Source organism: Desulfobulbaceae bacterium (assembly GCA_013792005.1).
Classification (GTDB): domain Bacteria; phylum Desulfobacterota; class Desulfobulbia; order Desulfobulbales; family VMSU01; genus VMSU01.
This window is the reverse complement of record VMSU01000157.1, coordinates 1-13,808: the sequence shown is the minus strand read 5'-3', so window position 1 is coordinate 13,808 and position 13,808 is coordinate 1. Positions and strand designations below refer to the sequence as shown.

Genomic DNA, 13,808 nt, shown 5'->3' with positions numbered 1-13,808 from the left:
CCAATATGATCAAGGTCTTCAGCGCGTCGGCCAACTTCTTTACCGAATCCACTCGACCGGACAGAGAAACGACTTTTTTATAGGCCTCAACCATTTTCTGGCTATTGCCTTCTTCCAAGAACTCGCCAAGCTTCTCAAACAAATCAGCATTGTCTGTCTGCGCCTCCAATTCAGCGAGCATGGATACGACCAAACCCCTAGTCCTGCCGATATCTCTGCGGTGTGAAAGCACCACATCTTTGATGGCCTCGGCGTTGGCCTCGACAATCTGACGCTCGGTTACCAACCCTTCGCTGGTAACCTCCTTGGTAACCATTTCCTTGGTAACCAGCTCATCTGCCTTGGCCTGAATCTTGGCAAAAAGGTCCCGAGTCCACCCGTCTTTCTTGGCTTTTTTGGTAATTGCGACATGGGAGACACCATACTCTTCACCGATAACGCGCAAGGTCTTCACCCCAGCGCGATAGTCGCGTTCGACAGCCTCCCAATCGATCGATCGTTGCGTTTTTTTCTCTGTCATGGCCATATCCCACAAAAAAGCCCGGTTGAGCGCGCGCACCAATACCTTCTGTTTGGTGCAAACGTTCAACCGGGCTTAAAATTGGTCCCTTACGGGAATTTTACAGCAATCCGGTTACTGCTTTCTATGTTTCAGAATAATCTTTTCTTGAGCAATCTTGGCGCGGACAACCGAGCCATTCAACATTTCAACGGTGATGGAGATCTGCCCCGTGTGTTTGGCAATAGCCAAGGTATCGATGGTCTTTGCCGTTTCGATAAGCACGGTATCCCGAGTATCCATTTCCCCATCCGCAAAAGCCACACTATCACCATGATTCGCGTTGTCTTATTGTGCCAATCAGCACCAACCCCTGATTACTCTACCGGCTCATGCATCCGGATCATGTCGTGAAATCTTGTTCTCTTCTCATCCCATTGTAAAACGATGGTGCCGGTGGGTCCCTTACGCTGTTTGCCGATGATAATCTCTGCTGTGCCCCGGTTCTTGTTATTCTTTGATTTATTGTAAACCTCGTCTCGATACACAAACAGGATCACGTCAGCGTCCTGTTCGATGGCACCGGAATCACGCAAATCTGAGATCATAGGTCTTTTATCGAGCCGCTTCTCACACTCCCGGCTCAACTGCGATAAGCAGACAACCGGGATAGAGAGTTCCTTGGCAATAGCCTTCATCTCGCCGGATATTTCTCTGATCTCAGCTTCCCTGATAGTATTCTTACCTTCACCGTGGGCAAGTTGCAGGTAGTCGACAAACAGAACCGCTATTCCGTGTTCGTCTTTCATCCTCCTGGCCTTGCGGCGAATGACCGAGGCCTTCTGCCCCGGGAGATCATCAACATAAATCGGTGCCTGCTCAATCTTACCCGCTGACTGTCGGATCCGATGCCAATCATCACTATTCAACCGACCAGACCTTACCTTGTGGGAATCGACGCCGGAGATACCGCAGACCATCCGAGCCGCCAGTTGGTCCGCTGACATCTCAAGCGATATCACACCGACGGGCAGCCCAAGACGAATAGCCTGGTGTTCAGCAATGTTCATGGCGATAGCCGTCTTGCCCATACTGGGCCGACCGGAGATGATAATCAAGTCGGAGGGCTCCAGCCCTGATAACATTCGGTCCAGGTCTTTAAATCCAGTCGGTATGCCTAATGCGCCACCCCCGCTTGCCGCTTCAAGACGCTCCAGCGCCTTTTTCATGGCGATAGAGATATGAACGGTACTGCCAACATTGTTGCCCTTCTGGATGATCTCCCTGACCATGACCTCAAGATCGGCCAAGGTGGTCTCATCCTTGCCATCAAACGACTCGGTATAACAGCGGTCGGCAATACGCGTAGCCCCGTCGATAATCGCCCTCAGCTCGGCCTTTCTCTTGACCAATTCGGCATAATGCGTGGCCATGCCCCGTGATGGCAGACCATCCGTCAATGAGGCGACATACCCGGCCCCGCCCACTTCATCGACACGACCTTGATCCCTGAGAAGTGAATGAACAGTGATAATATCAACCGGTTGATTTCTCTCGCGCAGGTCGACAATTGTCCGAAATATCAGGCGATGCGGATTGTGATAAAAATCCCTGACTGACAGGATATCGACCACCTTGTCTGCCACGTCTTGATAGACGAGGCATGAACCAAGAATTTCAACCTCTGCCTCTCTGTTGTGCGGTGGGATCCGCCGGACTTCCTGCATGACATGTCTCCTAATCCAGATATTTACGAGCCGTTTCTGCTGCCGATTCGTGAACTGGTTCTTGAGTTGAAACCGTTGTGATGTACCTTTTCTCGACTCTATCTGGTTCCCTTCTCACCCAGTTGCGCCAGGTGGCATCCCAATCGAGCTTGATTCCTGATTGCCCCGGCTTGGCTGTCCAGTAGTCCCGGAATGAATCGATCACCCTCTGCATGCTCGTTTCATCCCAGGACGGCCGTTCCTTCTTTGTCCACACCAGAAGAGCATCTGATGGCGACCAGTCACTTGGCAACCGATTCCCCTTCTTACTTTTCGTTGTAGCTTTAGGCGTTGCTGCTTCAGCAGCGCACGCAGACGTAGTTAAATCTTTTACTGATAACTGATGTGGTACGGGGTTCGGCAAAACTGATGGTACGGACTTCTCTTTTTCTTGCTCCCCTTTCCCTTGCCCTACTGAGCTTTCAGGTGGTACGGAAGCGGTACGGCCAGGTGGTACGGAAGTGGTATGGCCTTTTTTTGATCCTGATTTTCCTACCGTGTCCGCGAGCGGTAAAAAGAACATCAAATACCGTTCATCGTTATGTTGCCTTACCAACCCAGCCGATTCGAGATGAGCCATAGCCCTCCTCAATTGCCCCTTGGTGGCGTGCTCACCGCGCATACCTTGCCTGGTGACCACCTCGGCCACTTCTGCCAAGGCTTGCCACGAAATACGCCGCTTGGGGCCTCCGACCACACCTGTCTGGTAGTCCATAAATCGCAATAGTCCTTGGAGATAGACGACTCGCGCTAGGAGAGGAAGACCAAGCAAGGCTTCATCTTCTTGGTCGTTCCATCTCATTCAATGCTGTCACACCTTCCACCATGAGCAGCATGGCTGAAAGCATCTCCTCTCATACCAGTCTTGCCTGCCCATCTTGATGCCGGGCACAACCCGCGCAGCATGGTATGTTTCCGTTGTACTTTCCATGTCATTTGCAGTTCTCCCTTGCCATGTGGTTATGGGGTACGATCACATACCGATTTCCGTTACTAAAAAAGCCAGCACCTGCAGGCTAATAATGATCATCTCAGCCAGGGCAGTACCCGCAACGACTGCAACGACCACCAATTATTTTCGATCCGCATTGTGGGCACTGCATCATGACCTCACCGTGGACAGCACAGTCCATCATTGAAGATAAATCCTACCGAATCATCACTTACGGTTCTGTAGTTGCCGATCTCCGTTTTTGCTTTCTGATTGGCCGTGAAAGCCGCTCCTTAACGATACGGGTCATATCGAGCCTTCGCTCAAGGGGAAAATCGTTATCTGACACCGGTGGTGGCGTGCTGGGTCCGACAAGTCGACGGACCAAGGCTGAAAGCTCCTTAATCTCGGCTCGTAACGCCGCTATCTCATTGACGGTTTCAGACATTGGTCAGGCCATGAATATTATTAAGCCACCAGAGATGGCACTGAAGCCACCTCCTCCGAATATGGATTATGATATTTTTCAGGCATCATCCAGGCCATCGCCGGGACCCCAGACAAGATCTGAAGCTTATCAGCCAAGGCCGGAGTAATACCCCGGACACCTTGCTCTATCTTCCAGACCATTGATGAGCCGGCCTCAATTTTTCTAGAAAGCTGGGGCACATTCCACCCCATCGTCTTTCGATATTTTCTAAGTGGAGTCATACCAGTTCCTTTTTTTACTTATCGACCACACCGTTCCAACCTCCATTTGTCTACATTGATACACAATTAGTGTAGCCATGTCAAGACAGAGTAAATAATTTATGCAACTGATAAAAAAAATAGTGTACTCGTATGGACTTATTGTGTATAAGGAATAGCATCTGCTACAAGGAGATCGACAATGACACTGAGGAAGATTCTAGAAAAACTGAAAGACCAAAGATATGGGCCATCCTTTACTGAGATAGCCGACATGGCTGAAGTTAGCCGAAGCACACTTTACAAATGGATGGACAATGAGGTCACCCCCAGCATTCAAGGATTAGAAAAAATAAGCGCCAAATACGAAATTGACCTTGCTCTTCTTTGCGAAGCATCTGGGGTTGAGTATCGTCCTTTGGCTAGCGGCCCAACCCAACCATCACAACCAAACACTCTGCCTAGCTCACTTCCAAGTTTGACTGGTAAAATGACAGCCAGCCAAGGGGTAGAGCAAGAGCTTGCTCGAGAGGACATGGCCTCAAAGGAAGAATGCACCATCGTCAAAGAGTTGGACGAAGCTCGCGGAGGCCAATCCCAAACAGTACCTGATGGGGTCGCAAGTATTATTCATAATATCCATATCACGTACGCAGAGATGAGCGAAACTGAGGTAGAAAATAGCGTCACATACCTTGAAAGCATGTCTCCAGACTGGCCGCACAAAAGGGAGGCCGAAGCATCAGGCGAGCTCCCAGGATCGGTCAAAAGATTGTTGTTGGTTCGGAAGATGGCTTTTGCGGATGCTGGCATCCCAAAAGAATCAGGTGCTGGCGTGCTCCTTAAAAATGGAGCGGAAATCCAGCGCGCATACCAGGAAGGAAAACTAAACGACAAAGATATTTATGACCTTTACCTGGCAAGAGCCAAGAAGGGACTGGAATTTTGTCGAATAACAGCTGCAAACAACGCGAAAAGAGAGTCAGAATTGACAAAAAAATAACAACCGTGGGGGGTTAGATGCGCAATTTTATCAATAACCTGGGGGGAGAGATTTGCGAATTCAACGTACATAAATTTTACCTGCAAGATATCATTGCACTATGCAACTGTTTTGGCTTTGACATCTATTGCGACCTCGGTGATGACACATACGGCATGGTAGGCCCTCAAGGCTGCCGCATTGTGATCATGGCCGACACAGAGTACCCCGGCGAAAATGCATACAACCTAGGCCATGAATTGGGACACCACTTACTAGGCCACAACCCCAATAATGCTACGGCGACTGAGGAATGGCATGCCAATGTCATCATCCACCTTCTTCGCATCCCAAACACAACTCTTGACCGGATAATGTCCATGTATGGTCGAGTGGATGCCGCCACAATTTATAACGCACTGGGGACAACCGGCCAAAACCCACGTCACGCTATGGATAGATACGCCGAACGGGCCAAGATTTACTGGCACTTCAAGAGTGGTTGTCACGCGCCCGAACCACTCCCGGCAAGCTACACCCCGACTGCTTTCAAGGGCTGGGACCAATCCCATTCCGGGTTCTACATGTGCTGATGATTCAGATGTTGCTCCAATAGGCAAACGGTGCCAAGAAGATAACCATAAGGGTATCAACTTGGCTTTGACTTTATACCAAAAAATAGTATAATATAAAATATGACCTGGTCAGCCAGAATTAGCCGAAAGGCAGAAAGACAAGTGGCAAGCTTGCCTCGTCATGTGGCCGAAAAGCTCCTATTGCTTCTGGCTGACATCATAAACAAAGGCCCAGTGCGCGGCGACTGGCTCAACTATGGCAAACTTGGAGGCAATAAACACCACTGCCATCTCAAGAAGGGCAAGCCGACCTATGTCGCAGTTTGGACCGAGGACAAACAAACCATCACCGTCGAGGTCGTCTATGTTGGAACCCACGAAAAAGCGCCCTACTGAAGAACGCTTGGTATCGCTCACACTCAAAGTTCACCCCATCAACGTAGAACGAATCAAACGTTTTGTGGAGTGCATCGAACCGGAAGCAGATGATGAAGGCAGCATCTCCGCCGAGGATTTTTTTGACAAATACTTCCCTGGAGAGAATAAAGCGGCTATTCACTTGCGCGGAGCACGCGGCAAAGAAGGAGTTACCCAAGCAAAACTTGCCGAACTAACGGGTATCCCTCAGCGCCACATCTCTGAAATGGAGAACAGCAAACGGCCGATCGGCAAGGAAAATGCCAAGAAGATGGCCAAGGTCTTGCATTGCGACTACAGGCATTTTCTATAACCGAAGCATGAACTCAGCAAATAAAGACCATTACACCTATCGTATTACCTGGTCACCTGAAGACCAGGAATATGTTGGCCGTTGCGCCGAGTTCCCTTCCCTTAGCTGGCTTGCAGAATCACAGATGGATGCTTTTACTGGAATTACCTTGCTCGTCGCTGACACCATGGCCGACATGAAGGCAAAAAGCGAGCATGTCCCACTTCCAATCGCAGACAAATCGCACATCAGCTTCAACCGTTTAATCAGTGGAAAACTGGCTCAGATATAAGAGCATCGCAATCACCTCAGTATTCGTATTGCCCCAATAACCAACGAGGCTTTATATTGTATGTCCATCCGTCCCTACAAAAAGCGCAACAATGAACTCATCCCCGGAGTATGGGAGATTGACTTTCGCCCAGAGGGAAGGAATGGACCCCGCCGAGTCCTCAAGTACCCTGAAGAAGGGACCTGCAGCAGGGCAGAAGCTGAGTCCTTCGAGAAAGAGTGCCGTCGCCAAAACGTTTCCCAACTGGCAAAACGTCACATCAACCCAGCCATCAACACCATCCTCCCGGAGTACCTGGAATGGCATAAACTCCATCGAGCCGACCGGACTCACAAAGATGTACTTTACTCACTCAAAGGTCTAACGGAAGTATTTGGCGCGTTACCGGTTTCCAGAATATCCCAGGGTGACATCATCAGATTCAAACAGCGTCGCCCCGATCACCCTCGGGCGACCAATAAAGACTTGCATTATTTGGGATCAATTATATCTTGGATGGTGAAAAACGATTACGCTCAGCCATTGCCGTTCAAGATCGAGCAGATGCCCTACACCAAGCCGATCCCCCGGCCTCCTACCGCTGATGATGTTGAAGCGATGATGAAGGAGATAAAGGATCCAGACAAGCAGGCGATCTGCATCATGATGTTCGAAGCCGGGACCAGGTGGAATGAAACCGTAAGCTTAAGATGGGAAAATGTCGAGCTTGGCGAAGGGGTAGCGATGGTGATGGGCAAAGGAAGCAAGTGGCGGGCGGTACTGCTGCCAAAGCGCGTCCTCAATATCATCACCCCGAACAAGCAAACATCAGGATGGGTGTTCCCTAACCCAAAAACAAACAAGCCTTACGGATCATTCAAGACCCTGTTCAAGGCGGCTTGTCGTCGAGCTGGGATCAGAGAGATTCACCCGCACGGATTAAGACACCGCGCGGCAACCGACACGTTATCCGCAACAGGTGATCTTCGCTTGGTACAGAGAATGCTCGGCCATGCCGACATCCAAACTACGACGATTTACACCCAGGTTGACATGGCTAGATTAAGGCTGGCTGCAGAGAAAGTGCTGCACCACAGGGGTAGGCAAGAAAAGTAATAATAGCCAGCAATGACAGACCATACAAAAACGAGCTCCCTTCTTCGTAATCAGTAGGTCGCAGGTTCAACTCCCGTCGTCGGCTCCATAAAATCAGGCACTTAGCTCACTTGGGCTAGGTGCCTTTTTCGTTTGGGTAACGTATGAGTAACTTTTGGTTGAACCGCCCCCCCATCTGGACAGCCTCATCCCACGGATCCCCAACAAAAGAAAACAGGAAACTTTCAAGGCCGCGGTGATCATCACCACACACAAAGGTCTCGCGTTAAACACAACCCCCTCAAACAAAAGAGCCCCCTGCCGAAGCAAGAGGCTCTTTAATAGGTTCTACTGTTTCTACCATGGCACTCAATAAAACCGGACAGATCATGTGATACAAGTCCGGACAGTTTACTTGTTCCCTACAAATTTCAGGAACGTTATTGACAGTGTTTGTCCTATGTACTAACATTGGAAGTGAGATTGAATACACTAACCATGGAGGTTGAATATGCCATCCACGCAAACAGAAACTGATCGTGCAACCCGTTCTGCCCGCTTGGGGCTTAGAGCAACACCGGAACAAGAAGCCGTGTTGCGGCGAGCTGCTGATGTAAGTCATAAATCATTGACGGAATTCATCTTGGAAAGCGCCTGTTTAGCTGCTGAGCAAACTTTGCTTGATCAGCGTCTTTTTATGGTGTCTGGAAGTCGAGGGAGAGCCTTACTTGATCTATTGGACAGACCTGATGAAGAAAATTCTGGCCTACAGGATCTGTTTGCTAAACCTGCGCCTTGGGATGTCTGATGTATCATAGCGCACCGCAATCATTGGAAGCTGGGCATCAGCTCGATTCATTCGATTGCGGAAATGTGGCTTTGAATGAATGGTTGATTCATCACGCCCGACAGGCCCAGACTAGTGGCTCGGCTAAAACTTTTGTCCTGGCCGACGGTGATAAACGTGTAGTGGTTTATTTTAGTTTGACTGTCGGGCAAGTAGATACTTTGTCGGTCCTGGATCGGATTCGCAAGGGCATGGGACGTTACCCAATTCCTGTCGTCATCCTGGCGCGACTGGCAGTTTCCATTGATCTGCAGGGGTGTGGAATTGGCCGCGGTTTGTTACAGGATGCAATCCGTAGAACCCTCAAAATTGCTGACCAGGCCGGGATTCGTGCAATGCTTACCCATCCTGTCGATGAAGAAGCGATGGGATTTTATTTGCGATTTGGCTTTATTCCTTCACCTGTGCAAGAAAGACAATTGTTACTTTTGCTGAAAGATGCTCGACGTTACATGAAAGGTTAATCTCGAGCAAGAGAGTAATCCACTAGAAATGATGCTCTTTTCAGGCCACTTCACTATCATAATTTCGATATCCGGATTGCACTCATCGCACCATTTTTAAGTGGGGTATCACCTCATGATTGACTTGGGAGTACATCTATACGGGAGATACTGATATTTAACGCGAAATAATGGGAAGAGTGGCTTGAAATAATTAAAGAAAGTATCGAAATTGCCACAAAAAAGAGCTTTGATACTAAAATTTTAAAACCGGCTTTAATGGGCACATTCTAGGCACACGGCAATTTCCGAAGACAAAAAAGGGGTTATGCATTTGCATAACCCCTTGATTTTATTGGTGGACGAGGCGGGATTCGAACCCGCGACCCTCGGCTTCGGAGGCCGATACTCTATCCAGCTGAGCTACCCGTCCACGGGTATATGATATTATTTTTAATTAAGTTCCAATTTTGAGCATTTTTAGCACAAATAGGGGCTTTCGTAAAGTCAGAACTTGTTAGATTGAGCTAACTCATCAACAATTTTTTTTTTATTATTCCTAAAGCTGAGTCATTTTTAGTATAGATAAATCAACCACATTCATCGAATCCCTCCTACCACCACCTGCGGCACAATACAATACATGATCATCATCGACTGAGATGACATTAATTTCAGCGTTTCATTTGGTAATTTACGCAACAATAAACTCCTCCAAACAAGACGAAATATTCCGTAATTAATCACAAAGAATGACATCATGCAGAGCAGAGGCTAAGGGAGTCAGATGAATCCGCTTCACACGAGTTCTCTTTAAGTTAACTTCTCTTCACAAGAGGGGCAACCTCATGTTAAGAATAAAGGTTGTACTTCAAACTTGAATCCACGTAATCTTATAATCATTCCTTATAAGGAGAAAATATATAATGAAACTCTGGGTAACCCCTCTTGGTGACCGTTGGCTATGCGATCAATGCCGTTCAGAATTTGAAGAACAGATCGCCAACGAAAAATGGAGAATCGCCTTCGATGAATCCGATCCGATGCTGCGGTGTTCTAATTGCACGCACGCCGATGTGGAGGTCTGGGATTAATAAATGAAAACTAACAATTACACTAGCCAACCCTTCGTTTCACATCATCGACTCGGATGATCTCAACTAGTCTCGTGCCTTTTCAAAACACACTGCAATCAATTAGGATTCCACATGATAAATAACGATGTGCTGCGTAGCGTGCGCTACATGCTCGACATCAGCGATGCCAAAATTGTCGATATCACCCAACTTACCGGTTTTTCAATTACCAAAGCCCAGGTAAACGCCTTTTTAAAAAAAGATGACGATGAAGCCTACCTGGACTGTCCAGATGAAGTAATGGCACATTTTCTTGATGGTTTAGTAATCTTCAAGCGAGGTAAAGACGACAGCCGCCCGACACACCCCATCGAACTGCCAATAACTAACAATATGGTGCTTAAAAAATTGCGAGTAGCTTTCGAACTGAAAGAAGATGACATGCATACGATTCTCAATACTGCCAATTTCCCAGTAAGCAAACCCGAACTCAGCGCTCTGTTCCGCAAGGCTGGCCACAACAATTACCGAACCTGCGGAGACCAGTTGTTACGTAACTTCCTCAAGGGACTGACGTTACGTCTTCGCGGAAAAGAGATTTCTGGCTCTCCTTAAAAATATTAGTGAATGAGATGCACAGAAACCAATTATTACGTAAATATCGAAGTTTAATCCACATATCTGGCAATTCATTAAAAGTTCGACCAACCTGTACTCTTCTGAGATTCGTTAGATTGGCTAGAGCCATGTGACACACCATCCCCGTTAAAAAAACTCAATTGACCTATGTCAATGTTTTCACCGGCAGCATCGTCTAAAATGATCGACAAAATCATCTATTAACTTAGCAACGATACGGACCAATCTTGGGGAATTAATTATACTCAAGCTCGCGTGATAAGAGAAAACAACCACTGATCCAATTCACTCATAGTTATCAACCAAGGACGCCGTACCAGCAATCTCCAGCTACTTTTATCAAAAATATACAAGCATCAATCACCCAAATAAACGAAAAAGGAGTGCAATCATCATGTCCAATGACACTACAGACATCAACAAGACCTTTAACATCGTACCTGGCCCCAAAATGGGAATGGTTACCCCAGAGTTTCTCGCCCACATCGCAGAGGTTGCCCAAAAGCATAACATCCCCATGCTGAAGCTGACGGAGGCCCAACGATTAGCATTCATTGGCCAAGCCCCGGAAGCAGTGGAAGAGATCTGGCAGGACCTCGGACACTCTGCCGGGCCACGAAAACCCGTAGGCATCCATTACATCAAGGCCTGCCCAGGCAAGACCTGGTGCAAGTACGGCGTCCAGGACTCCCTGACCTTGGGGGCCACGATAGAAAAAGAGTTACTCGATTTCCCTTTGCCAGCCAAAACCAAGGTAGGTGTTTCAGGATGCTCGATGAACTGTTGTGAGGGATTTGTTCGCGACATTGGCGTGTTCGGAAGGAAATCTGGATGGACCCTGGTCTTTGGAGGCAATGGCGCAGGACGTCCCCGTTTCGGAGACATCATAGGCGAGTCATTAACTGATGAGCAACTACTTACTTTATTGAAAAAAGTTCTGATCTATTACCGAGATAACGCCAGACCAAAAGAACGAACAGCCCGATTCATGGACAGGACTTCCGTTGCAGATTTACATAATGCTATCGCCTTGTTGTAGCCCTTTGAAGCACTCCGGAAAATCAGATCTTGTCACAGACATCATCAACCGGTCAACTGTCAACCGCACACCATTAACCTTCAGTAATTACGCAGTTTTTTGAAGAATCATGGATATGCACCCCAGGATAACGAGAAAAAAAGACCGTTGCCTTAATGATCGGCATTTACTGCCGCACCAAACATCATCATAACAAGGATAAGCTGTGCCGCGCCTGCAACGAACTCTTAGGCTATGCCTATTTACGACTGACGCACTGCCCCTTTCAGGAAGAAAAGACTTCCTGCGGCAACTGCCCAAACCATTGCTACAAACCGGCTATGAAGGAGAAAATCCGCCACGCAACGCAGTAGATCGGACTTTTTGCTTAGCCATCCCCGAACTTTTTGCGAGATTGTCATAATTGATGGCTTACGAAAAAAGCCAATTGGCAAAAAAAAGATTACCCAGCCAAGTGGTCCAGTTCCCTGAGAAGAGCAACATGTTCCATGGCACAATCCCCTCCTCGAGAGCGGATTGCACGGGCAAGGGCCTTGGGGATATTGATCGCTCTGTTGCAGGCGACACGCTCCCGGTAATCTCGGGCAAAGTCGCTTGTTATCCGAAGAGACCAGTTATCATCACTTACTGTTCCCGGTCGGTTATAGATCTCCTTCATCCCTAACAGATCGGTAAAGAAGATCATGACATTCCCAGCAGGCCCTGCAAAAAGATCTGCGGCCTTGGCTTGAACAAGTTCATTCGCATCTGTCGCCAACCTTGTAGCCCATAGATCACGATCTTCATCCTCCGGCAGCAAACGCCAAGCGAGATAGTCGGCCTGTTTCTGCGAGGTTCCCAAGCCACACCATTGATCGGCCAGCAGCCAGATGGGCGGGGTATCGTGGTTGCCAAGCATGATCCAATCCTCAGGAGCTGCGTTCTCACTCCGATAGACATCCGCTGGATTATCAAGATCCGCCTTCTGAGTGACCCGAAAACGGCCAAGCCCATGCCGTTCCATAACTCGTTTGATCGGATAAGGCTGAGTGGAAAGAATTTCGCAGGCAATGGCGTGGGAGTCTCGACCATTGACGCGAGCCGCATTCATGATAACGTCCAGGAGCAAGGCGTACCGTTCCACCTGCAGAGGCTCCAGATTTTTTACCCAGTCATCGGCATGCCGAGGGCGATCCTGATTGATCTGATCCGGTCGCGGGATGGAAAAGTGCGCCAGCGCTGGATGATCAGGCAAACCAGGCGAAGCGAAAAGCCTAGCCCCTGCCTGGACCGCAGCAAGCGGATCAGGCGTCCCTTCCCGATAGACCCAAGGACAGACAATCCCGTGAGGGTGGTCGATGCGTAACCCGTCAAACTCCCGAAGCATTTTTTCTAATCGCTGACGAAGAAAACGTAAGGCCGGGCCAGGGAGTTGGCTGGAATCAGCAAAATATCGGTCAGGATCAAGCACCGGATAATTCCAAGGCTGCCCCTCTGGATTAGTACGACTGGGAGGCGCCCCCATGACATACCCAGGCAGCAGGAATGACTGCGCGAACCAGGCATCTCGGCCAGAAAATCCTATCTGAAGATCCCCAAACAATTCAAGCCCGAGTTGGTGCGTGTATTTCCGTAAGTCCTGATGTTGTTTGTCCAAGAGAAATTGAGAAAAAGCATAGGCTTCAATAGCTTCGCGATATTCAGCAAAAAGGGCTCGCCGCCGTGCAGTAACTCTTTGACCCTCATCCCCGACAGAACGCCAAAGGTGCCGATCAAGCAAAACCTCTTTGCCACCCTCCCAGTCCCGCCAGCTCCGCTCTCCATAATGAAAACGAAGTGCCTCGTAGAGTCCATCCCGTTTCAACCAGCCGCCATTTTTTTTTCGAAACAGGGCAAATTCACGATCAAGCGCTACTCCTTTCCCCCCGGCTCTTTTCGACTTGAAACACGACCACACTTCCTCCAAAACTCGAAAACGCACGGAGCAGGCATACTCGTGAACAGTACGGAACTTACCGGATTCAGGCCGACCTCCAACTAACTCCGCCAAAATTTCTTTGCTCAGCAGGTTATCATACATTGACATAGTAAGCGGAAGCGGGGCCAGAGAGAGTCGGTTACGCGAAAAGAGTGTTCCATCGTACGGGGAAGAGTTGTTGGGCGAGGTCATGCCCTGCGGCCCCAACTGCAGGCCGTTAAACCCCAAGGTGCGAATAAAGGCTAGAAAATCACGGGAAGCGACAGAGTAGGGAGAACCACGACCAATG

Annotated in this window: 17 protein-coding genes and 1 tRNA gene; 11 read left to right on the top strand and 7 right to left on the bottom strand. The window is 48.7% G+C overall.

Going from position 1 to position 13,808, the window contains the following annotated elements; all coding sequences use genetic code 11:
* The 5 genes from FP815_09760 to FP815_09740 form a co-directional block, all read right to left on the bottom strand.
* The coding region (locus FP815_09760) for a hypothetical protein (GenBank protein MBA3015222.1) at nt 1–520 on the bottom strand (520 nt) is incomplete at its 3' end.
* Between the two features lie 356 nt (nt 521–876).
* On the bottom strand, nt 877–2,226 hold the full coding sequence (gene dnaB, locus FP815_09755; GenBank protein MBA3015221.1) for a replicative DNA helicase: 1,350 nt from the start codon (nt 2,224–2,226) through the stop codon (nt 877–879).
* Between the two features lie 10 nt (nt 2,227–2,236).
* Nucleotides 2,237–3,067, bottom strand: coding sequence for a hypothetical protein (locus FP815_09750; protein MBA3015220.1), 831 nt, complete (start codon nt 3,065–3,067; stop codon nt 2,237–2,239).
* 361 nt (nt 3,068–3,428) lie between these two features.
* Nucleotides 3,429–3,644, bottom strand: a complete 216-nt coding sequence (locus FP815_09745) for a hypothetical protein (GenBank protein MBA3015219.1) — start codon at nt 3,642–3,644, stop codon at nt 3,429–3,431.
* 20 nt (nt 3,645–3,664) lie between these two features.
* Entirely contained in the window at nt 3,665–3,907 is a 243-nt protein-coding gene (locus FP815_09740) for a helix-turn-helix transcriptional regulator (protein ID MBA3015218.1), read from the bottom strand.
* 181 nt (nt 3,908–4,088) lie between these two features.
* On the opposite strand from FP815_09740, the gene FP815_09735 reads away from it, so the two are divergent.
* The 8 genes from FP815_09735 to FP815_09700 all read left to right on the top strand — a co-directional run bounded on the left by FP815_09735 (nt 4,089) and on the right by FP815_09700 (nt 8,829).
* Complete coding sequence (locus FP815_09735; GenBank protein MBA3015217.1) at nt 4,089–4,889, top strand: helix-turn-helix transcriptional regulator; 801 nt, start codon at nt 4,089–4,091, stop codon at nt 4,887–4,889.
* Nucleotides 4,890–4,906: 17 nt separating this feature from the next.
* The gene (locus FP815_09730) at nt 4,907–5,461 is read left to right on the top strand and encodes an ImmA/IrrE family metallo-endopeptidase (protein ID MBA3015216.1); all 555 of its coding nucleotides are present in this window, start codon (nt 4,907–4,909) and stop codon (nt 5,459–5,461) included.
* Nucleotides 5,462–5,563: 102 nt separating this feature from the next.
* A complete protein-coding gene (locus tag FP815_09725; protein ID MBA3015215.1) occupies nt 5,564–5,839 on the top strand; it encodes a cytotoxic translational repressor of toxin-antitoxin stability system in 276 nt (91 codons plus the stop codon).
* Nucleotides 5,808–6,173 carry a helix-turn-helix transcriptional regulator gene (locus FP815_09720; GenBank protein ID MBA3015214.1) on the top strand — a complete coding sequence of 122 codons (366 nt, stop codon included), beginning with the start codon at nt 5,808–5,810 and terminating at the stop codon, nt 6,171–6,173. The genes FP815_09725 and FP815_09720 overlap by 32 nt, the downstream gene beginning before the upstream one ends.
* A gap of 7 nt (nt 6,174–6,180) precedes the next feature.
* The gene (locus tag FP815_09715) at nt 6,181–6,444 is read left to right on the top strand and encodes a toxin-antitoxin system HicB family antitoxin (protein MBA3015213.1); all 264 of its coding nucleotides are present in this window, start codon (nt 6,181–6,183) and stop codon (nt 6,442–6,444) included.
* Between the two features lie 60 nt (nt 6,445–6,504).
* A complete protein-coding gene (locus FP815_09710; protein MBA3015212.1) occupies nt 6,505–7,539 on the top strand; it encodes a tyrosine-type recombinase/integrase in 1,035 nt (344 codons plus the stop codon).
* Nucleotides 7,540–8,029: 490 nt separating this feature from the next.
* Nucleotides 8,030–8,326, top strand: a complete 297-nt coding sequence (locus FP815_09705) for a DUF1778 domain-containing protein (protein ID MBA3015211.1) — start codon at nt 8,030–8,032, stop codon at nt 8,324–8,326.
* Nucleotides 8,326–8,829, top strand: coding sequence for a GNAT family N-acetyltransferase (locus tag FP815_09700; protein MBA3015210.1), 504 nt, complete (start codon nt 8,326–8,328; stop codon nt 8,827–8,829). Before FP815_09705 ends, FP815_09700 begins: the two co-directional genes overlap by 1 nt.
* Before the next feature lie 335 nt (nt 8,830–9,164).
* Here FP815_09700 and FP815_09695 read toward each other — a convergent pair.
* Nucleotides 9,165–9,241 (bottom strand) — tRNA-Arg (locus FP815_09695).
* Between the two features lie 775 nt (nt 9,242–10,016).
* Here FP815_09695 and FP815_09690 point away from each other — a divergent pair.
* From FP815_09690 to FP815_09680, 3 genes are all read left to right on the top strand, one after another.
* Nucleotides 10,017–10,499 carry a DUF1456 family protein gene (locus tag FP815_09690; protein MBA3015209.1) on the top strand — a complete coding sequence of 161 codons (483 nt, stop codon included), beginning with the start codon at nt 10,017–10,019 and terminating at the stop codon, nt 10,497–10,499.
* A 418-nt stretch (nt 10,500–10,917) separates the two neighbouring features.
* On the top strand, nt 10,918–11,562 hold the full coding sequence (locus FP815_09685) for an NAD(P)/FAD-dependent oxidoreductase (protein ID MBA3015208.1): 645 nt from the start codon (nt 10,918–10,920) through the stop codon (nt 11,560–11,562).
* Nucleotides 11,563–11,717: 155 nt separating this feature from the next.
* Nucleotides 11,718–11,915 (top strand): nitrous oxide-stimulated promoter family protein, encoded by a 198-nt coding sequence (locus FP815_09680; protein MBA3015207.1) that lies wholly within the window; start codon nt 11,718–11,720, stop codon nt 11,913–11,915.
* Between the two features lie 89 nt (nt 11,916–12,004).
* On the opposite strand, the gene FP815_09675 is transcribed toward FP815_09680, so the two are convergent.
* A complete protein-coding gene (locus FP815_09675; GenBank protein ID MBA3015206.1) occupies nt 12,005–13,807 on the bottom strand; it encodes a 4-alpha-glucanotransferase in 1,803 nt (600 codons plus the stop codon).
* Nucleotide 13,808 lies beyond the last annotated feature (1 nt).